We start from the raw sequence: 20,861 nt of genomic DNA, 5'->3' as shown, positions 1-20,861 counted from the left end.
GCATGATTAAGCTAGAAAAGGAATTAGGTAGCAAGTATGTCTTTATCTGAACAGCAGCAGGCTCAACTGGAAAAGGTGCAGCTTGAGGCGAGTTGGAAATACGGTTTAAGTGAATTTTTGCTTAGCCCGAAAATGGATGAATTAAAAGACTTTCTTGTTCAGGAAAAAAATGCGGATAAAGTAATTTATCCACCAAGCTCATTGATATTCAATGCGCTGAATACTACGCCTATGCCGCATGTGAAGGTGGTGATTTTAGGTCAAGACCCTTATCATGGCCCAAATCAAGCGCATGGCTTAAGCTTTTCGGTGCAGAAGGGGGTTGCATTGCCTCCATCTTTACGTAATATTTTTCATGAACTGCATAATGATTTAGGCATTGAAATTCCTAAGCACGGTAATTTAACGCATTGGGCAGAACAAGGCGTTTTGCTGCTAAATGCTGTTTTGACCGTTGAAGCTGGTCAGCCGACGTCACATCAAAAACGCGGTTGGGAAGATTTTACGGACTATGTTATTGATGTGCTGAATGAGCAGCGAGAACATATTGTTTTTATCCTTTGGGGCGCGTATGCGCAGCGCAAAGGGCAGCGGATTGACTCCAGTAAGCACTTGGTGCTGAAAGCGGCGCATCCATCACCTTTGGCAGCCAACCGAGGCGGTTTTTTTGGCTGCAAGGTGTTTTCAAAATCAAATAATTATCTTAAACAACATGGCATTGAGCCTATAGATTGGCAGCTGGACGCATGACATATTCTCCCATTTCTAAACACTATCATCCGGATTTGATTGTAGAAGAAGCACAAAACGGCTGGCGCATTGTCCGCCTGAACCGTCCTAAATCTTTACATGCTTTGGATGAGTCTATCGCTTCTGCACTTTTGGAAGTATTTCAAGATCTACACGCAGATGATGCTGTCAAGGCAATTTGGCTGGATTCAACTACACCTAAAGCATTCTGCGCAGGCGGCGATGTGCGAAAACTTCGTCAGCTGGTGATTAATGATGAAGTTGAAACAGCCAATAAATTCTTTGAACAGGAATATGCTTTAGATCTTTTGTTGCATAACTACGCAAAACCAGTCTTAGTCTGGGGTGAAGGCTATGTGATGGGCGGTGGATTGGGCCTGTTTATGGCGGCGCCATTCCGTTTGGTGACGCCATACTCACGCCTTGCCATGCCGGAAATTAACATTGGCCTTTATCCAGATGTGGGAGCAACCCGTTTCTTGGCAGACCGCGGCGCAATTGGATTATTCACAGGGCTAACCGGTTCAATCATGACGGCTGCTGGCGCTTACGGCATTGGCTGGGCAACACATATTTGTGATGCACAGCGTGACAGCGTTTTGGAAAAAGTGATCAATATTGACTGGGAGCATTATCCTGCAGGTGATTTCCGCGCTATTGATGACACCTTAAACAGCATGCACCGTCCAGTAGGCCCTGGCCCGCTGCAAAATTCATTAGATGTTATTCAGAGTGTTTGCCGCGGTGTGCATTTCGAGCATGACTATGAATCGATCATCGGCTTGAGTGATGCACGCAGCGACTGGCTGCGTCAAGCCAGCGAAAATCTGCAAAAAGGTTCTCCAGCAACAGCTGCGCTGACTTGGCTCTTGTGGCAATGGGGTAAGAAAGTACATTCATGGAATGAAGTTTTTGAGCTTGAAACCCAAATTTCAGATTGGAAAATCCGCCATCCTGATTTTGTGGAAGGGGTGCGCGCGCGTCTGGTGGATAAAGACTTGTCTCCTGAATGGAAAATGGGCGCAGATTTATCACTGAAAGGTATTTTGGCGGACAATCCCCCAGTCACCAAAATTGAAAGCTGGAATGCGCTGTTAAAGCAATACGGTATTATTGACTGATACATACATGAGTGTAGAAACACAATTTAGTGATGAATACTGGATGCAGCAGGCTTGCGAGCAGGCTGCATCTGCTGCGTTAATCGGGGAAATTCCTGTAGGCGCAATTATTGTCAGCAATCATCAAATCATTGGCGCAGGTTTTAATGCGCCCATCAGTTTAAATGACCCGACAGCGCACGCTGAAATTCAAGCCATCCGTCAGGCTTGCCAATCCCTTCAAAACTACCGCTTGCCTGATGATGCAACACTGTATGTCACATTAGAGCCATGCACAATGTGTGTCGGCGCTTTGGTGCATGCGCGGATTAAGCGTGTGGTGTTTGGCGCAGTAGAACCAAAAGCCGGTTCGCTGGTCAGTGTGCGCCAGCTGCTGCAAAGCGGTTACTATAATCACGTGTTTGAATTTGAACAGGGCTGTCTGCAGGAGCAGTGTTCTGCGCAGCTCAGCGCTTTTTTTAAAATGAGGCGTGAGCAAAAAAAGCAGATGAAATTGCTAGAAAAAACGAAAAATACAGATCAGTCTGAATAATTTCAGGTAAAATAAAATGACAATATCAATTGTCAAATAACTAAGGGTTATTTTTATGAACGCGATGCAAGTCAAAAAAGAATTTAATGCACCGGTAGAAAAGGTTTTCGAATTACTGTCTAAACACGCAACTTATAATGTTGCTTTTGCACCCGTGCAAGTGGTGCGGGTAAAAGATTCCGCAGATCCTCAGCGTCCAGACGGAGTGGGCTCAGTGCGCCGCTTAGGCTTGGGGCCGGTAAAACCGATTCAGGAAGAAATTACTGTGTTGGTTCCGAATCAGCGCATTGAATATAAGATTATTAAAAATCCGCTGGTGAAGCATCATTTGGGAATTATTGAATTTGAGCCAGCGGCTGAAAATAAAACATTGGTGACATACACCATCGAGTTTCAGGCCAGAGCGCCATTTGTCAGCAAATTAGTGCTTGCACAGCTGAAATCTGCGATTAAACTGGGCTTTTCAAAACTCGCAAAAACTGTATAGGTAATGGCGGAAAAGGCAATGACAGTCAAGATTATTACAATTGATGGGCCAAGCGGTTCAGGTAAAGGCACACTGGCGGCAAAACTGGCAGCGCATTATCAATTCCACCTGTTGGATTCGGGCGCGCTGTACCGTTTGCTGGGTTTATCATTGCATAATCAGAATTTGCTGGAAAAGCTGGATTCGGAATTGACAAAATGCGCCGAAATTGCAGCAAATTTAGACATAAAATTTGTTACAACTGAATCGGGCGTTCAAGTCCTGCTGGATGGCCAAGATGTTACGCAGACCATCCGTACAGAGCGTGTTGGCGAGTTCGCGTCAAAAGTGGCTGCAATTCCTGCACTTAGAACGGCATTGCTGGCGCGTCAGCATGCTTTTGCTCAAGCTCCCGGCTTAGTTGCAGACGGCCGAGACATGGCTACATCCATCTTTCCGAATGCTCAAGCCAAGATTTATCTGACCGCTTCTGCGCAGTCACGGGCAGCGCGCCGTGTAAAGCAGTTGCAGGGTATGGGGCTAGATGCTAAAATAAACGACATTTTAGCTAATATTGAAGCTCGGGATAAACGAGATATGGAGCGCGCTGTTGCTCCGCTCAAGCCGGCAGAAGACGCTTATATCATTGACAGCTCAGCATTGAGCATTGATGAGGTATTCAGTCTGATGACAGCATATATCGACAAGCAATTAGCGAATTAAAGAATTTTACAGCAGAAGCATAGCTTGATCAGTTCTATATGGACTATGTAGACGCTTTATTAAACCGGCCTTGTCTGATCCAAGACCGCTGACTTTATCAGGTATATCATGACCGAATCTTTTGCAGCCCTCTTTGAAGAAAGCGAATTAAACCTCAACGTTGAAAAGGGTGCTGTCATCCAAGGCGTTGTAGTAAGCATCGACTCTGACTGGGTAACAGTTGACACTGGCCTTAAATCAGAAGGTATTGTTGACCGCGCTGAATTCTTAAATGAACAACGTGAACTTGAAGTTCAAGTTGGCGACACTGTAGACGTTGTTGTTGAAGCTCTTGACAACGGTATGGGTCAAACAGTTCTGTCTCGTGAAAAAGCGAAACGCGCTGAAACTTGGACTAAACTTGAAAAAATCTTTGAAGACGGCGAAATCGTTACTGGTGTTATCTCTGGTAAAGTTAAAGGCGGCTTCACTGTTGACATCGGTCCAGTACGTGCGTTCCTTCCAGGCTCTTTAGTTGATACTCGTCCTATTCGTGATACTACTCACTTAGAAGGCAAAGAGTTAGAATTTAAAGTAATCAAGCTTGATGCTAAACGTAATAACGTTGTTGTATCTCGCCGCGCTGTTATGGAAGCTGAATCTTCAGCTGACCGTGAAGCTCTTCTTGCTCAGCTTGAAGAAGGTCAAACAGTTACTGGTACTATCAAAAATCTTACTGACTACGGCGCATTCGTTGACCTTGGCGGTATTGACGGTCTTCTTCACATCACTGACATGGCTTGGAAACGCATCAAGCACCCTTCAGAGGTTGTTGAAGTGGGTCAAGAAGTTACTGTTAAAGTACTTAAATTTGACAAAGAGCGTAACCGTGTTTCACTAGGCCTTAAACAGCTTGGCGAAGATCCATGGTTAGCGATCATGAACCGTTACCCTAAAGGTTCTATCGTTAAAGCTCGCGTAACTAACTTAACTGACTACGGCTGTTTCGCAGAAATCGCTGAAGGCGTTGAAGGTTTAGTACACGTGTCTGAAATGGACCATACTAACAAAAACATCCACCCGTCTAAAGTTGTTCAGATTGGTGACGAAGTTGATGTTATGGTTCTTGAAGTTGATGAAGAACGCCGTCGTATTTCTCTTGGTATCAAACAAACTCGTGCTAACCCATGGGAAGAGTTTGCTAAAGACCACGACAAAGGCGAAAAAGTTTCTGGTACGATCAAATCTATCACTGACTTCGGTATCTTCATTGGTTTGCCAGGCGGTATTGATGGCCTAGTTCACTTGTCTGATATTTCTTGGAACGAACAAGGCGAAGAAGCTATCCGTCGTTACAAGAAAGGTGACACTGTTGAAGCGGTTATCCTGTCTGTAGACGCTGAAGGCAACCGTATCAGCCTTGGCATCAAACAATTGAACAATGATCCGTTCAATGACTTCTTGGCTGCTAACGAACGCGGTGCGCTTGTTAAAGGTACTGTAACTGCAGTTGACGCTAAAGGCGCTACTGTTAAGTTAGCTGACGAAGTTGAAGCTTCTTTGAAAGCATCTGAAATCAACCGCGACCGCGTTGAAGATGCAACTAAATTCTTAGAAGTTGGTCAAGAAGTTGAAGCGAAAATCATCAACGTAGACCGCAAATCACGCTCTATCAACTTGTCTATCAAAGCGAAAGACGAAGCTGAAGAGAAAGAAGCTGTAGCTAACTTGCGTCAAGCGTCTGCTTCTCAAGACAATGGTCCTAAGACTATTGGTGATTTGATCAAAGCTCAAATGAACCACTAAGTAAGTGCTTGAATCGTATTGTTAATGTAAGTTAATTAATACTTTTTACACAATTACTGTAAACGGTAGCGTAGTAAGTCATTATTACGCTACCGTTTTGTATTTAAACAGGTTATTATCAGGAAATAGATTCCGAGTCGCTTGATAATTAAAGAGGTCGCAGATGACTACTGAAGCACTTAATAAGTCAGATTTAATAGAGCGTATTTCTCTTAAAAACCCGCACTTAGCTGAACCGCTGGTTGAAGAAGCTGTTAAGATTATGATTGATCAAATGATCGAAGCTTTATCGTCAGATAACCGTATTGAAATTCGCGGCTTTGGCAGTTTTGCCTTGCATCACCGTGAACCGCGTGTAGGCCGTAACCCGAAAACTGGCAAATCAGTTGAAGTTGCAGCGAAAGCAGTACCGCACTTCAAGCCAGGTAAAGCACTCCGTGATGCGGTAAATGAGTCTGCTGTATAATTTTAGATTCTTTCAGGAGTGTTTATGCGTTACGTCTTAGTTATCTTACTGATTGTTCTATTTGGGTATTCACTATTTTTGGTGCTCCAGAACGGGACTGAATTGTCTGTAGATTTGCTGTTTACTCAGGTTCCGGCAATGCGTCTAGGGCTTTTGCTTCTGCTGACTTTGGCCTTGGGTATTGTGCTGGGTTTGCTGATAGGTGTTCAGATCTTTCGAGTGTTCCAGAACAATTGGGAAATTAAGCGTTTGCGTAAAGATATTGACCGCTTGCGTAAAGAGCAAATTCAAGCTGCGCAAGCGGCTGCTGCGGAAGCTGCGGCATATGCAAGACATGAAAAGACGGTCTTGGATATTCAGCCGGATGAGCAAAAGTCAACTCCTTTATAAATTTGATTTTTCTTAAAGCTGAAACAGCTTAAAGAAAATGGTTGCAGTATTTTTAAAATTTCAAGCACTTTGGATGAAAATTCAGGGTGTTTTTTTTATGGCATAAAATCTGTGGCTTAAATAAAAGTTTTCACATTTGCATGATCTTGGCAATTGGGACTTTGAGTGAACATGGTTAGCCTCTATAATGTGCTTTCTTTTTTGTCTGTTTAAAAGGGTAGTCTCTTGAGTATCATTGTTGCATTAGATGCTAAAAGCCAATTTGACGCGTTAAAAATGGCAGAGCAGTTAGACCCTGCATTATGCCGAGTAAAAGTTGGTAAAGAGCTGTTTACCCATGAGGGCTCTTCTATTGTGAAAGCTTTACATGGTGAAGGCTTTGAAGTCTTTTTAGATCTAAAATTCCATGATATTCCCAATACGACTGCGCAAGCGGTATGTGCTGCTGCGGATATGGGGGTGTGGATGGTGAATGTCCATGCTTCAGGCGGCCGTAAAATGATGGAAACCTGTGTTGAGCGTTTAAAGGCTGGCAACTATAACACTCAGCTGATTGCAGTAACTGTGTTAACTTCGATGGGCCGTGAAGATTTAGCCGACATTGGTCTGGATATTGAGCCATTTGAACAAGTTAAGCGCTTAGCAAAACTGACTAAAGATAGCGGTTTGGATGGGGTGGTGTGTTCTGCGCAAGAAGCAAAAATGCTGCGCGAGGCTTTGGGTTCAGAGTTTGCATTAGTGACACCAGGTATTCGCCCTGAGGGTTCAAGTGCAGATGATCAAAAGCGTATCGTAACGCCAAAACAGGCAATGTTGGATGGCGCAACACACTTAGTGATTGGCCGCCCAATTACCAAATCTGAAAATCCTCGTCAAACTTTAAAAGATATTTTAGCGACACTGTAAGTTTTGTTAATGATAAAAAAGCCTTTCAAATGAAAGGCTTTTTTATGCATTTTGGATTAGCTTTAATAATAGCAAAGCAAGTAAAGATTAAGGGCGGTGACCGCTGTTAAAAATAATTGAGAATTACAAAGGAATGGAACTTCCATTGAACTGAATCCAATAGAACAAAATAGCAAAAAGAAGAACAGCAGCAAGCCAACCCGGCAGATGGTGCATCTGAGGTTGATGGAATTGAAATAGGGTCGGTCATTGAGGAAGCTGTAGGAGATATTGTCAGCAGGATCGAGTTGGATTTTTAACAGTTGCGGTATTTTGTTTTACAGGATTTGTCTCCAGAGGAATATGCTCCTCTGGAGAAATTTGAATCAATAAATTAAAGCGCAGCCAATATGCTGACAGCAATGGGCGCTAAAACAGATAATATGAAACCGCTGACCATAGCATGCGGAATAAAGTCATTTCCGCAAGACTGTTTGACCATAGGCAGGGTCACATCCATTGCGGTTGCGCCGGCAGCTGAAATAGCAGAGCGCGGGTAGCGCCAGCCAATCAAATACATAAACAGGATAGAAAAAATTTCTCTGAATAAATCGTTAATGAGCGCAATGCTGCCTAAATGCGCATCTTTTAATTGAGTAATGACAATCCCGGTCATTGAGTAAAAACCGTAGCCTTGCGACAGCATAATTAAATCTTTTAAGCTGATCTCGCTAATGGCAAATGAAACAGCCAGCGCGCCTAAAATTGAGCCAATAATGCAGGCCAGCGGCACCAGCAGGATTTTCCAATTCAGCCATGAGCGGTCTAATGGTGAGTAGGCTAAATCCAAGCCGATTAAGAACATAAAGCCCAGTAGCAGATTCCATGTGCTGATATGCAGGCTTATATCAAGATGGCTGAAGAGCTCTGCTGCGCCATAACCGAATGCGAGGGAAAAAAAAGCATAGCTGATATTCAATAGGGAGCTGAGCAGCAGGTCGGCAGAAACTTTGCCTTGCATTGGCTGATAGCCAATGGCTTTGAATAATAAATAGCAGCAGATAAATGCTCCGACTGATGTGGCCAGTGCAATGCTGACCGCTGTGGTTAAAATCTGCGCAGGACTGCTGATGCTTTGTAAAGTCTGTGAAAACTCAATAGCAATGGCAATAAGCAGGAGGTAGGAAAAATAAGGCAGTATTTTGAAGCCAAATTGTTCTAATTTAGTCGGTAAGCGGCGGGCAAGCATAAAGCCCAGGAACAGGCAAAATAGCAGCTGAAAAATCAACCAAAAGGATTGCATAAAAAATCAAGCAGGTGAAGAACACCTGCCTATTATGACCATTAAATATTTATGCTGCACGTGTTCCCTTAGATTTTGTGAGCAGAAGATAATCTGCGGGATTCAGTTTTTTTGTATTGAGCCAATATTTCCAGGTATAGGTTGGCCACAGGGCAAAGTTTTTCCCGCCATCCTGCTGATACCAGCTGACACAGCCGGATTGCCATACTGTACCGCCCATCATGGTTTGCACCTGCTGATTAAACTGATCCTGCACGTGGCCTTTCACTGCAATTGCTTGGCTGTGTGTCCTGGCCACAAGATCCATCATTTGCAGAATATATTCAACTTGCGATTCAATCATAAAAACCACAGAGTTGTGGGCTAAAACGGTATTTGGCCCCAGCAGCTGGAAAAGGTTTGGAAAGCCTTTGGTGCTGATGCCATAAAAACTTTCTGCGCCATCTTTCCATGCATCTTTTAATTCTATGCCATTTAAACCCGTACAGCTGAATGACTTGAGGTAAATGCGGGGGTCGGTAATAAAGCCTGTCCCATATATGAGGCAGTCAATTTTACGAATTTTTCCATCCGGAGTGATGATGCTGTCGGCGGTCAACTCTTGAATGCCGTCTGTGATCAGCTCAACATTTTTCCGGTTGAATGCAGGAAAATATTTATTAGAAACTAAAATCCGCTTGCAGCCCATAATGTAGTCAGGGGTAAGTTTTTTAGCAATGGTTTTGTCTTTAACTTGGTAGCGGATAAAAACTTCTGCCAGCTTCTGCGCATATTTCATGGTCAGGGGTTTTACAATCGGCACAACCCGTGATTCGTTTGACCAGTATAAGCGTGCACGGTGCAATTTCCTGAACCAGTCGAATTTTGCAAAAAGCTTTTTTTCTAGGCCTTTGTACAGGCGCTCATCTCGGGGGATTACCCATGCGGCAGTGCGCTGAAAAACATAAAGCCGTTCCGTTTGCGGCGCAATTTCAGGAATGTATTGAATTGCGCTGCCGCCAGTGCCGATTGAGGCTGCCGTTTTTCCGTGCAAATCATAGCCGTGATCCCACTGTGATGAATGGAAAACTTTGCCTTTAAAAGTTTCAATTCCAGGAATTTGCGGAATTTGCGGCACATGCAGCGGACCGGAGGCAAAAATGACATATTGTGCAATCAGTGTGCTTTGATCATTTAGAGTCAGCTGCCATTGGCACTCATCTTCAAGATATACGGCTGAAAGAACTTCGCATTGCAAGCGTGCATACTGTGCAAGTTTAAATCTGGCAATTAATCCTTGAATATAATCAAAGATTTCAGGCGCTTCGGCATAGCGTTTCGTCCAGTCTGTTTTGGGTGCAAAGGAGAGTGAATACATATGTGACTGTACATCACAGGCTGCGCCCGGGTAGCGGTTTTCACGCCAAGTGCCGCCAAAATCATTGGCTTTTTCCAGGATGGTAAAATCTTGAATGCCGTTTTGCAGCAGGCGTATAGCCATTGCAATGCCGCCAAAGCCGCCGCCAATAATCGCGATTTGCGTTTTGCCAATCTTGTGATTTTCCGTATTTTCCATACAAATAGCTCTTTTATTCCTTATGATGCACAGCATAAATGAAATATATATGCTGACACTATGATTGGGCTGACAGTTAAATTGATCAAAACGGCAATTTTCAAAGCTGAATATTTATAGTACAAAAGAAAGAACTTTTATGGATTTATACTGTAATGAAGCGATCTATTCTCAGCTTGATGTATTTGGTGCAGGGCATGCGCAAAGCTGGGATAGATGTAGATGCAAAACTGCAAACGATTGGCCTGCGCATTGATGCGCTGGATGCAACATCGGTCATTCATCCAAGTCTGGAATGGGATGTGCTGAAAGTCATAGGGCAGGATGTTGCGCCGGAACAGGGCTTATTTATTGGACAGCATTACACACTGGCGGGTTATGGGCCGTTATTGATGCTTTTGGTCACAAGCCCAACGTTGCGCACCGTGCTGGATCAAGGCATTCGGTTTCAGCAGCTCACGCATTTGACCGGGCGTTTGGCGCTGGATATTGCTGATCATAAAATAGCGTTATGCTACCGCCCGCAAAATATCCATACGGAATTGGGCCTGCTGCTGGCGCAATGTGAAATATCGGGCACTTATAAATTTATCCGTGATTTATACAAAATGATGGGTCTGGCGTCTCCGCAGGTGCTGATTGATTTGCCATTTAAGCAGCCGCAAGATCCGCAGCAGTTGGCGATTTATCATGATTACTATGGTCCGCAGGTCAGGTTTGGCGCGCCCTATGCCAGTTTTTGGTTTGATGAATCCGTGTTTGATGTGAAAATTCCGTCAGCTGATCCGATTACCTTCCGATTGTATGAAGCAAAATGCATTGCAGAGTTGGAACGTTTGATGGCAGATGAGCAGGCGCCGTCATTGATTCAGCGTGTACAGGATTATTTGGAGCTGCAGACCGGAGCTATGCCCAGCATGGCAGAAACCGCGCAAGCGCTGAATTTGCCTGAGCGGACATTGAGGCATCAATTGCAGCAGCTGAATACCAGCTATAAGCAAATCCGCGAAGATATTATTAAGGACAAAGCTTTGCGGCTGATGGAATACAAGGAGTATTCAATTGAGATGATTGCGGAATTATTAGGCTATTCAGAACCTGCAGCATTTAATCATGCGTTTAAGCGCTGGTTCGGGCAAAGCCCGCGTCAATATACAAAATAGCCTAAGTTTATTAATGCCAAAGTGTTATATATTACGGTTCAATCTTCGCTATAATTTTATATAGCCCCAAATAGTATTTAATGATATGTCTGAATTACAAACTCACCACAGTACGGCTTTTACTCCAATTTCTCCCGCAGAGCGTTATGCGCAAGCGCTGGCATCTGGCCAATTTTTGCCAGATGAGGCTCAGGCTGTTGCGGTGCATGAACTGGACCGCGTATGGCAAGAGCTGATTCAGCGTTTTAAAGCTTCAAAAAAGGCCTTCCGCCGTTTCCGCCGCCAAACATCACCGCATGGCGTTTACATGTGGGGCGGTGTCGGCCGCGGTAAAACATGGCTGATGGATCAGTTTTATGAATCTGTGCCGTTCCGCCGCAAAACCCGCATGCATTTTCATCATTTTATGCAGCATGTGCACCGTGAATTGAACAAGCTTTCGGGGCAGCGCAATCCTTTAGAATTGGTTGCAGACCAAATTTATAAAGAAGCGGTCGTTATTTGCTTTGATGAATTCTTTGTTTCAAATGTCACCGATGCCATGATTTTGAGTGACTTGTTTCAAAAGTTGTTTGCCCGCGGTGTGACTTTGGTCGCCACCTCAAACATTGCGCCAGACGGCTTATATAAGAATGGCATTCACCGGGACCGTTTTATTCCCACCATCGAAATGGTGAAAAAGAACTGTGTCGTGCTGAATGTGGATGCAGGCGTAGATTACCGCTTGCGCGTATTGAAACAGGCTCAGCTGTTTAAAAGCCCTTTAACGCATGAAAATAAATTGTGGATGGCGCAGCGTTTCAGCGCATTGACGCAAACTCAAACAGTGTCTCAGGAACCGATTATCATTAATAAACGCATAGTCGAAACCATTGGCCATACAGAAGATGTGCTGTGGTGTGAATATTCTGAATTGTGCTTAAAGCCGCGCAGCCCTGCGGATTTTATCGAAATCGCCAATATTTATAATACGGTATTGGTCAGCAATGTGCCGCACATGACGGATTACCTCTCTGAAGGCACACGCCGTTTTATTTATTTGGTTGATGAATTTTATGACCGCGGCGTAAAGCTGCTTTTAACTTCGGAAGATTCAATTATTGACCTTTATCAAGGTGAAAAATTGGCCTTTGAAATTGAACGCACGCGTTCACGCTTATTGGAAATGCAATCCGATGACTATTTGAATTCAGCTCACCGTCAAATTAATGCACCAGAAAATGCAGAATAATGGCTGATGAAGCACAGCAAGGAGCGCCAAGAACTGGCGCTTTTTTTTTATGCAAATATGACTGGCGATTTTATCGACATTTGGTGTTTTTCATGGCTTAATCAAGCCTTCGAGTGACTGAAAAAGCCAATTTTGTTCAGTTTTAAAACAAAATTCTGCACTTAAGTCTAATTTCGGCATTTCAAAAACTTTATACACTGTAAAAGAGCATTCAAGCTGATGATGATGTTGCATTTCTGATCGTTATTTTATCAAGTCATGAGGGTATTTGCTTAATAAAAAATGATCGTTATTTAGTAATGTGATAGTGCTATTCAGCTAAGTATAAATAGGTATACTGGAATCTCTTGTTATAAAAAGTAGCAATATCAGGAAAGACAATGACTGCACGTATTCAAAAAGGCAAGTTAGCGATTGCTAAAGAACTTTACGATTTCATCGAAAATGAAGCACTTCCAGGTTCAGGTTTGGACAGTGAAACTTACTGGAAAAACTTTGAACAAGTCGTTGTCGATCTTAGCCCAAAGAACAAAGCACTATTGGCTAAGCGTGACGACATTCAAGCGAAAATTGATGAATGGCACCGCAACAACAAATTTGAACTCGAAGCTTACAAAGCTTTCCTTACTGAAATTGGCTACTTATTACCAGAAGTAGAAGATTTTCAAATCAGCACAGAAAATGTAGACGAAGAGATCGCATTGCTGGCTGGTTCACAATTGGTGGTACCTGTGCGTAATGCGCGTTACTGCTTAAATGCTGCAAACGCGCGCTGGGGTTCTTTATATGACGCGCTTTACGGCTTTGACGTGATCCCTGAAGAAGGCGGCGCAGAAAAAGGCAAGGGCTACAACCCTGTCCGCGGCGAAAAAGTAATTGCATTTGCTAAGAATTTCTTAAATGAAACCTTCCCATTAGCAAGCGGTTCACATGCTGATGCGACAAAGTACGCGGTAGAAGGCAAGAAACTGGCGGTAACGCTGAAAGACGGTTCAACAACCACTTTAGCGAAAGAAGCGCAGTTCGTTGGTTTTAATGGTGAAGAATCTGCACCTGTTGAAATTGTACTTCTTAACAATGGTCTGCACGTGATCATTGAAGTAGATGCAACTAGCCCTATCGGTAAAACTGATGCGGCGGGTGTCAAAGACCTTGTTCTTGAAGCAGCGCTTACCACGATTCAGGATTTAGAAGATTCGATTGCAGCCGTTGATGCTGAAGAAAAAGTGGAAGGCTACCGCAACTGGTTAGGCTTAATGAAAGGCACGCTTTCAGAATCTATCGAGAAAAACGGCAAAACTGTAACGCGTACTCTGAATAAAGACCGTACGCACAAAAACTTGATTGGCGGTGAAACGAAACTTCATGGCCGTTCATTGATGCTTCTTCGCAACGTGGGTCACTTGATGACCAACCCTGCGATCCTTGTAGATGGCGCTGAAATCTACGAAGGCATCATGGATGCGTTAATTACACCATTATTGACGTTTGCTGACATTAAAGGCGAAAACGAAAACAAGAACTCTCGTAAGGGTTCTATGTACATCGTTAAACCAAAAATGCATGGTCCAGAAGAAGTTGCTTTTGCAGTTGAATTGTTTGAACGTTCAGAACAAGCGCTAGGCTTGCCTGCGAAAACGTTAAAAATCGGGATTATGGATGAAGAACGCCGTACATCTGTAAACTTGAAAAACTGTATCGCGCAAGCAAAAGACCGTACTATTTTCATCAACACGGGCTTCATGGACCGTACTGGTGATGAAATCCATACCTTTATGGAAGCGGGCCCATTCGTTCGCAAAGGCGAAGTAAAAGCGCAGATCTGGTTCCCAGCTTATGAAAACCGCAACGTGATGATTGGCCTTCAAACAGGCCTTCGCGGTAAAGCGCAAATTGGTAAAGGCATGTGGCCTAAACCAGACATGCTTTTAGACATGTACAAAACTAAGATTGAGCATCCAGAAGCGGGCGCAAGCTGTGCATGGGTTCCATCTCCATCTGGCGCAGTCATTCACGCGATTCACTACCATCAGTGCAATGTATCGGCTCGTCAGCAAGAATTGTTGAAAACGGAAGCATTGCCGCTAGATGACTTGTTAACTCCGCCTTTAGCAGCCGATACAAACTGGACTGAAGACGAGAAAACCAAAGAGCTTGAAAATAACCTTCAAGGGATCTTGGGTTATGTCGTACGCTGGGTTGACTTGGGTGTGGGCTGTTCTAAAGTGCCAGACATCAACAACGTTGGCTTAATGGAAGACCGTGCAACATTGCGTATTTCATCTCAGCACGTTGCAAACTGGCTGCGTCATGGCATCGTATCTGCAGCGCAAGTTGAAGAAGTGATGCAGCGTATGGCGAAAATTGTGGATGAGCAAAATGCAAACGATCCGCTTTACACGCCTATGGCGCCAGCATTCAACGGTTATGCATACCAAGCGGCGTATGATCTAGTGTTTAAAGGCGGCGAACAGCCATCGGGCTACACAGAGCCATTGCTTCATGCAGCGCGTTTAAAGTTAAAAGGTTATACCGGTGATTAATCTTCACCTTGTCTAATAAAAAAAGCCTCTTCGGAGGCTTTTTTTATATATGATGGAAATATACAAATGGAGTAAAGCATGTATTTTTGGCGCACAGATAAGCTGATTGAAGATTTAAAGCAAAATAGAGTGAGTCAAAACGAGTTTAAAAATTATTATTTGGCCAGCAGTATTATTGTGCTATTGGGCATTTTTGCTTCCAGTCAAATTGAACCGGAAGAGCTGAAAATCAGTTTTGCACTTTTTTTGATTAATTTGGGCCTATTGATCAGCTGGACCAATGCCATATTTAAAGCCAATGGAGGAGCGCAGGGGCATGCTTTTTTAAACCGCATTATTGCCCTTTATTTACCGATCATGCTGAAAACCACAGCATTTGTTATTGTTCTTTATTCACTCATTTTATTAATTTTTAACCAGTTCGAAGCTGATTTTGATGAAGCGCAATTTGCACATATCAAAACACTCATCAGTATGGCGGTTGATGTTTTTTCTTCTTTTTTGGTGTATTGGCGTATTTGTGCAGCCGTTAAGAAAATAAACAGCCCGCAGGCGGCAGTAAAAAATTAAGTTTGTTTTATAGGATTTCATCAAGCATGGTTTTGGGGCCATTTGACTGACATTAAAAGCGATAGACTGTATGCACTGAAGCGATTGCACCCAAAAGAATGACATTGCCGTGGCGGTGCATGCAATGCTAAGCCCCGCCGTTTAACAAGGCGGGCTTTTACAGTTTGAAATTGAGCGGGATATTGTCGTTGGCTTGAAGCTCATCAGATACAGAATCATAATATCCGTCTTATAATGAAAATCCCAAAATCAATTTTTTCATCATGTGTGCAAATTTCAAACCTCTGACATTGGCGCAGCTTGAAGCTTTAGGGCTAACTGAAATTCCGTTTGAATATTCAGATGAAGTCTACCCGAATTATGAAATGCCTCTGCTGTTTAGTTCCAAGCAAGGGCTCGAGTGGCGCAAAGTGCGTTTTGGCATGATTCCTAAATGGGCCGATGATTTGTCGATTGCACTGAAGACTTATAATGCGCGCAATGAAACACTGATGCAAAAGCCGACATTTCAAAATTCGATTCAGAAATGTAAATTCGGTGTCATCCCAGTTTCCGAATTTTATGAATCCAAATATATTGATAATAAGCCTCAGCGCTGGAGTGTCCGGCGTAAAGACGGTAAAGCCTTCTATATTGCGGCGCTATATGAAATTTGCCAAAAGGGCGAAGATATTATTCGATCGGCAACGATGATTACGATGGACGCTATAGACCATGCCATGATGAAAGAGTTTCATGAGCCGGGTAATGTAAAGCGTTCAGTCATCGTGATTCCGCATGACCGGCTGGAACAGTGGCTCAGCTGGAAATCATCCAATATTCAGAGTTTTGTAGACGGGTTTCCCGTAGAAGAATTTGAATGTGCTTATGCGCCTAAAATAAAAATCGAAAAAATCAGCCCCCAACTGAATTTTTTCGATTGATATATCGACTGTATATTAACGTGAAAGATTTTTAAAAATGTGTTTTAAACTTTCAATCATTTTTTCAATTTGAAGCGGTGTCAGGCCTTCAAAAGACTGTTCCAGCACAACATTCATTAAGTCGTTAATTTTTTGCGTCATTAGGTGGCCTTTTTCAGTCAGCACCACACGAGTAATGCGCGCATCGTCTTCACAAGAGTAGGTGTTGACGAAGCCTTCATCTTTGAGGCGGTAGACAATTTTTGTCGTGGTCGACATTTTGGATACCACCATTTCAGAAAGATCTGAAACACTGGCATTTGGTTTGGATTTCAGCGCAAGCAATATGCGCCGTCTTGAGTTATCTACACCGTATTTCTTCAAAGCGTGATCGACATTTAATACGTATTGAGCATGCACTTGCGTGACCCAATAATATGGAAAGTCTTCTAAATTAAAGTCGTCACCGGATGGTAAGAATTTTGCATATTTTTTCGTCATTTAAAGTCCCCAATTTTCTTGTAATTTTATTTTAACGAGTCGACATTTTATGAAAAATAATGGTGCAATATCAATAGATTTTTATCAAATATAATCAAAGAAGGAAAATCTATCATTGGGATTTCCTTTTGTAATATTTTAAATAAATCAAAACTGCTGTGAACCATTGATCATGGCGGTCTCTATTGATCTGTTTTATCTGTGAATCTGCCTCTAATTTTATGATGAGATCAATGAGAAACCTTGCTAGCTGTAAATCCTGAGATGATTGGAATAAGCCCTCTAGGTGCAGATCTAAAAATAAAGGAAGGCGTAGAGGAAAAAACACAAAAAAACGATACAAAAATCAAAGTTTGTGCATAATGAAGTGTCTTTAGTTGAAAAGGTTTTTTTTATGGATCCCTCGCCGAGCGTAGGTCTATCTGTTTTTCTTCAAAAAAGTTATTCAATGCACTGTTTTGGAGATGTTTTTTAATGGAATTTTTAATGGACCCGGGTTTATGGGTCGGCTTAATCACTTTAATTATCCTTGAAATTGTTTTAGGTATTGATAACCTGGTATTTATTGCAATTTTGGCTGAAAAACTCCCGCCAGAACAGCGCGATAAGGCGCGTGTTGTTGGCCTTTCCCTCGCACTTTTTATGCGATTGGGCTTATTGTTTGCCATCTCTTGGTTAGTCACATTGACCAAACCGCTTATTACCGTCTTTGATTGGACATTCTCAGGCCGAGACCTCATTTTACTATTCGGCGGCTTATTCTTAGTCTATAAAGCTGTCACTGAATTGCATGAAAAAATAGAAGGAAAGCCTGAGCTCAAAGTTGCGACAAACGTTGTATATGCTGGCTTTACAGCAGTCGTTGCGCAAATTGTGGTTTTGGATGCGGTATTCTCTCTGGATTCGGTCATTACCGCCATTGGCATGGTGGATAATATTTATGTCATGATGGCTGCGATGATTGCCGCTATGGCCGTGATGCTGCTTGCCTCTAAACCGCTGACAAGCTTTGTTAACCGTCATCCAACAGTTGTCATTTTGTGCCTGAGTTTCCTGCTTTTAATCGGCATCAGCCTCATTGCGGAAGGTTTTGGTTTCCATATTCCAAAAGGCTATATCTACTCAGGTATTGGCGTGGCTATTGTGATTGAAGCCTTTAATCAGTTTACCCAGCGGAATGTGGCAAAGCATGAGTCAAAAATTCCGCTGCGTCACCGTACTGCCGACAGCATTTTAAAGCTGATGGGCGGTAAAATTGAAACTGCAGACAATCCTGAGCATCAGCAGGCGCAAGAAGCTTTTGCCGCAGAAGAACGCTACATGATTGGCGGTGTTTTGACTCTGGCAGAGCGTTCAGTGGCGTCAATTATGACCCCGCGCAGCCAGATTTCTTGGGTCGATCTGAATGATTCGCCAGAGAAAATCCGTGAACAGGTGCTTTCAGTGCCGCATAGCTTATTTCCAGTCTGCCGCGGCAGTTTGGATAAAGTCATCAGCATTGTCCGCGCGAAAGAGCTGCTGGATGTTTTAGATGATGAAGATGAGCTGAAAAACCTGATCAAAAAGCACCGTCCAATTTATATCTTTGAAAAGATGAAAGTGATTGATGCGATTAATACACTGCGCACGTCGAAAGGTTCTTTGGTCATGGTCTCGGATGAATTTGGCAATGTTCAGGGCTTGATTTCGCCGCTGGATGTTTTTGAGGCAATTGCAGGCGAGTTTCCTGATGCAGATGAACAGCTGGATTTGGTCAAGCTGGGCGAGAAGGAATGGAAAGCCTCCGGGATGCTGGATCTATACCAGCTGGAACTGGAGCTGGGCATGCTGGATTTAGTCGAAGATGATGCTGGCTATATAAGCGTGTCTGGCCTGATTTTAGATAAGATGCAGGGCCATGTCGAACTTGGCACTGTGCTGAATTACCAAGGCATTCAATTTAAAGTGACCGAAATGGAAGGCAACCGGATTAAATCGGTGCATATCCAAGCTTAACGCTTAAATACGCCTTGTCGCGCGTATGAATTTGCAGATGCCGGCTTATTCAAGAATAGGCTGGCATTCTGATGACTAAATTGCATTGACCTGAAAATTGAATTTTATTCAAAGGCGAGCGTTTACTTTTTGATGCGGATTCGAGTATAAAGTTTGCATCAATCTGAATAGATGCATTTAATTATAAAATTGGATTGAGCTTCTGTGTGCATTTCAGGTGCTCATCTTCTTGGCGAAGCGTGCGGAATAAAACCGCTATATGACATAAAATGCTGTGCTGATGCATTGCGGATAATGAATAAAATAATAATTTGGAATTTCTCTAATGAAAATTAAAGAAAGTGTGATTGATTTCGTTCAGTTGGCACAAGAAGAACAACATCTTCAATTTCAGAAAATTTGGGCTTTAGAGCAGCTCATATTTCCAACCTCCACCCTTGAACAGCTCTACAGCTGTCTCTACGATTCAACTGCAGTCTCTATTCCAATTGTGCAGTATTTTCATCGCGGAAAGCTGGTGGGGCAGAATATTATTTCCATCTTAAAACTGGAAATGAATGAGCAAGCCATTTTCATTATCAGTTCAAGAGCAGGCTTTTTAACTGAATACAGGGGCCGCAGCCGCAGTTTGAATTCAGCCATACGCGTTGCGCTGAATTACCGTATGCGCAATCCATTCACGCCCTTATGGTTTGTGACGACGCTTATGCAGCCCAAAATCTACACCTTATTTACATCGCGTTCAGTTAATTTTTTTCCTCGCGCAGGCCGGAAAATGCCGAAAGCGCATGCTGATATATTGAATTTGATGCAAAGCCGCTATTCCGGGGCAGAGGTTCGAGGTGAGAATATTATTGTTCATCCTTGCAACATGCCTAAAGTCACGCCTGAACAATTGGTTCGGCTGCGCAACCGTGCAAATTCGCATAATCAGTTTTTTTTGCAGCATGTGCCTGATTATTTTGATGGCAAGGGGCTGATGTGTGTTTGCCGTTTAGACTTCAGCACGATTTGCGAAACCATTTTCAATTTGGCTGCCGACCGTAAAGTCAAGTGAGTCAGCCTTCTAAGGGCAATATGCTGAAATCACTGTATTGCAATAAATCTTCCTCATTCAAGGCATAAATTTCATCTAAAAAGGCCACATTGAAACTGCCGACAGTATTGGCGCGTTCATATGCTTTTTTGCCTGCAATGGCAAAGTGAATATGGGCAGCCATGGCGCCAGCAGTAATGGTGCTGCTCACTGCGCAATAAGCAGCTGTTAAGGCGCCTAAGGCGCAGCCGGAAGCGGTGATTTTAGGCTGCAGATAAGAGCCGCCATTGATTTGAATCACGGCATTCAATTCTTTAGACAAAATAAAATCGGCTTCGCCAGAAATAGCAATACATTCGGCATGTTCAAATAAATGCTGCGCCTGCAAATAAATTGATTCGCTGCTGATGGTGCTGTCTACGCCTTTAGACTGAATCTGGTTGCCTGCCAGTGCGCCAATTTCTGATGCATTGCCGCGTATGACTGAGGGCTGATACTGCAGTAAATTATCGACCATATCCGAACGCCATTTTAAGACAGGGCCGTAACCTACAGGGTCGAGCACCCAAATTTTTCCGAGGCTTTGCGCAGTTTGCGCTGCAATTTGCATAGCCTGCATTTGCTCTGAGGTGGGCGTGCCTAAGTTGAGATTAATCGCGCTGGCAATGCTGGCAAAGCTTTCGGCTTCAAAAGGGTTGTCGATCATTGCGGGCGATGCGCCGGCGGCCAATAATACATTGGCGACATAATTATTCGCGACGCCATTGGTGATAATATGCACCAAGGGCTGCTGTGTTTTCAGTTCAGTCCATGCATCAATCACTTGCTGCAGCAAAGGAGCAGTTAAGTCTAGAAGGCTGCTGTGCGCTGTTTTGAGAATGGTGCTGTTCAGCTGTTCAGATCGGTTCATTTGGCGTTCTCCCTTTCACGGCTGAAAGATGAAA

20 protein-coding genes are annotated in these 20,861 nt (G+C 43.4%); 16 read left to right on the top strand and 4 right to left on the bottom strand.

Going from position 1 to position 20,861, the window contains the following annotated elements; translation table 11 throughout:
* Positions 1-36: 36 nt before the first annotated feature.
* The 9 genes from ung to pyrF all read left to right on the top strand — a co-directional run bounded on the left by ung (position 37) and on the right by pyrF (position 7,139).
* Complete coding sequence (gene ung / locus JZ784_RS14470; protein WP_005009026.1) at positions 37-750, top strand: uracil-DNA glycosylase; 714 nt, start codon at positions 37-39, stop codon at positions 748-750.
* On the top strand, positions 747-1,871 hold the full coding sequence (locus JZ784_RS14465; RefSeq protein ID WP_346315331.1) for an enoyl-CoA hydratase/isomerase family protein: 1,125 nt from the start codon (positions 747-749) through the stop codon (positions 1,869-1,871). The genes ung and JZ784_RS14465 overlap by 4 nt, the downstream gene beginning before the upstream one ends.
* A 7-nt stretch (positions 1,872-1,878) precedes the next feature.
* Complete coding sequence (tadA, locus tag JZ784_RS14460) at positions 1,879-2,403, top strand: tRNA adenosine(34) deaminase TadA (RefSeq protein ID WP_346315330.1); 525 nt, start codon at positions 1,879-1,881, stop codon at positions 2,401-2,403.
* Positions 2,404-2,458: 55 nt separating this feature from the next.
* Positions 2,459-2,890, top strand: a complete 432-nt coding sequence (locus tag JZ784_RS14455; protein WP_219191332.1) for an SRPBCC family protein — start codon at positions 2,459-2,461, stop codon at positions 2,888-2,890.
* Between the two features lie 18 nt (positions 2,891-2,908).
* The gene (gene cmk, locus JZ784_RS14450; RefSeq protein WP_131277660.1) at positions 2,909-3,592 is read left to right on the top strand and encodes a (d)CMP kinase; all 684 of its coding nucleotides are present in this window, start codon (positions 2,909-2,911) and stop codon (positions 3,590-3,592) included.
* A 108-nt stretch (positions 3,593-3,700) separates the two neighbouring features.
* Positions 3,701-5,377 (top strand): 30S ribosomal protein S1, encoded by a 1,677-nt coding sequence (rpsA, locus tag JZ784_RS14445; protein ID WP_005009040.1) that lies wholly within the window; start codon positions 3,701-3,703, stop codon positions 5,375-5,377.
* A gap of 163 nt (positions 5,378-5,540) precedes the next feature.
* Entirely contained in the window at positions 5,541-5,843 is a 303-nt protein-coding gene (locus JZ784_RS14440) for an integration host factor subunit beta (protein ID WP_346315329.1), read from the top strand.
* A gap of 24 nt (positions 5,844-5,867) precedes the next feature.
* Positions 5,868-6,233, top strand: a complete 366-nt coding sequence (locus JZ784_RS14435) for a lipopolysaccharide assembly protein LapA domain-containing protein (RefSeq protein WP_005009043.1) — start codon at positions 5,868-5,870, stop codon at positions 6,231-6,233.
* Positions 6,234-6,458: 225 nt separating this feature from the next.
* Positions 6,459-7,139 carry an orotidine-5'-phosphate decarboxylase gene (gene pyrF, locus JZ784_RS14430; RefSeq protein ID WP_005009045.1) on the top strand — a complete coding sequence of 227 codons (681 nt, stop codon included), beginning with the start codon at positions 6,459-6,461 and terminating at the stop codon, positions 7,137-7,139.
* A 373-nt stretch (positions 7,140-7,512) separates the two neighbouring features.
* On the opposite strand, the gene JZ784_RS14425 is transcribed toward pyrF, so the two are convergent.
* On the bottom strand, positions 7,513-8,421 hold the full coding sequence (locus tag JZ784_RS14425) for a lysine exporter LysO family protein (protein ID WP_346315328.1): 909 nt from the start codon (positions 8,419-8,421) through the stop codon (positions 7,513-7,515).
* A 49-nt stretch (positions 8,422-8,470) separates the two neighbouring features.
* Positions 8,471-9,976, bottom strand: coding sequence for an NAD(P)/FAD-dependent oxidoreductase (locus JZ784_RS14420; RefSeq protein WP_346315327.1), 1,506 nt, complete (start codon positions 9,974-9,976; stop codon positions 8,471-8,473).
* Between the two features lie 155 nt (positions 9,977-10,131).
* On the opposite strand from JZ784_RS14420, the gene JZ784_RS14415 reads away from it, so the two are divergent.
* From JZ784_RS14415 to JZ784_RS14395, 5 genes are all read left to right on the top strand, one after another.
* Positions 10,132-11,139: an AraC family transcriptional regulator gene (locus tag JZ784_RS14415; RefSeq protein WP_005009055.1), complete on the top strand. Its 1,008-nt coding sequence runs from the start codon at positions 10,132-10,134 to the stop codon at positions 11,137-11,139.
* An 85-nt stretch (positions 11,140-11,224) separates the two neighbouring features.
* Entirely contained in the window at positions 11,225-12,370 is a 1,146-nt protein-coding gene (gene zapE, locus JZ784_RS14410; protein WP_346315326.1) for a cell division protein ZapE, read from the top strand.
* A gap of 380 nt (positions 12,371-12,750) precedes the next feature.
* Positions 12,751-14,913 (top strand): malate synthase G, encoded by a 2,163-nt coding sequence (locus tag JZ784_RS14405; protein ID WP_346315325.1) that lies wholly within the window; start codon positions 12,751-12,753, stop codon positions 14,911-14,913.
* Between the two features lie 78 nt (positions 14,914-14,991).
* Positions 14,992-15,483, top strand: a complete 492-nt coding sequence (locus JZ784_RS14400) for a hypothetical protein (protein ID WP_346315324.1) — start codon at positions 14,992-14,994, stop codon at positions 15,481-15,483.
* 263 nt (positions 15,484-15,746) lie between these two features.
* Positions 15,747-16,406: an SOS response-associated peptidase family protein gene (locus JZ784_RS14395; RefSeq protein ID WP_346315323.1), complete on the top strand. Its 660-nt coding sequence runs from the start codon at positions 15,747-15,749 to the stop codon at positions 16,404-16,406.
* 15 nt (positions 16,407-16,421) lie between these two features.
* Here the strand turns inward: JZ784_RS14395 and JZ784_RS14390 are convergent, their stop codons facing one another.
* The gene (locus JZ784_RS14390) at positions 16,422-16,886 is read right to left on the bottom strand and encodes a MarR family transcriptional regulator (protein ID WP_005009065.1); all 465 of its coding nucleotides are present in this window, start codon (positions 16,884-16,886) and stop codon (positions 16,422-16,424) included.
* Positions 16,887-17,360: 474 nt separating this feature from the next.
* On the opposite strand from JZ784_RS14390, the gene JZ784_RS14385 reads away from it, so the two are divergent.
* On the top strand, positions 17,361-18,881 hold the full coding sequence (locus JZ784_RS14385) for a TerC family protein (protein ID WP_005009067.1): 1,521 nt from the start codon (positions 17,361-17,363) through the stop codon (positions 18,879-18,881).
* Between the two features lie 325 nt (positions 18,882-19,206).
* Positions 19,207-19,938 carry a hypothetical protein gene (locus JZ784_RS14380; RefSeq protein ID WP_346315322.1) on the top strand — a complete coding sequence of 244 codons (732 nt, stop codon included), beginning with the start codon at positions 19,207-19,209 and terminating at the stop codon, positions 19,936-19,938.
* 1 nt (position 19,939) lies between these two features.
* Here the strand turns inward: JZ784_RS14380 and thiM are convergent, their stop codons facing one another.
* Complete coding sequence (gene thiM, locus JZ784_RS14375; RefSeq protein ID WP_346315321.1) at positions 19,940-20,827, bottom strand: hydroxyethylthiazole kinase; 888 nt, start codon at positions 20,825-20,827, stop codon at positions 19,940-19,942.
* Positions 20,828-20,861: the final 34 nt, after the last annotated feature.

Origin of the sequence: Acinetobacter sp. CWB-B33, assembly GCF_039655955.1 — a bacterium.
GTDB lineage: Bacteria > Pseudomonadota > Gammaproteobacteria > Pseudomonadales > Moraxellaceae > Acinetobacter > Acinetobacter bouvetii.
This window is presented reverse-complemented; position numbering and strand designations above follow the sequence as displayed.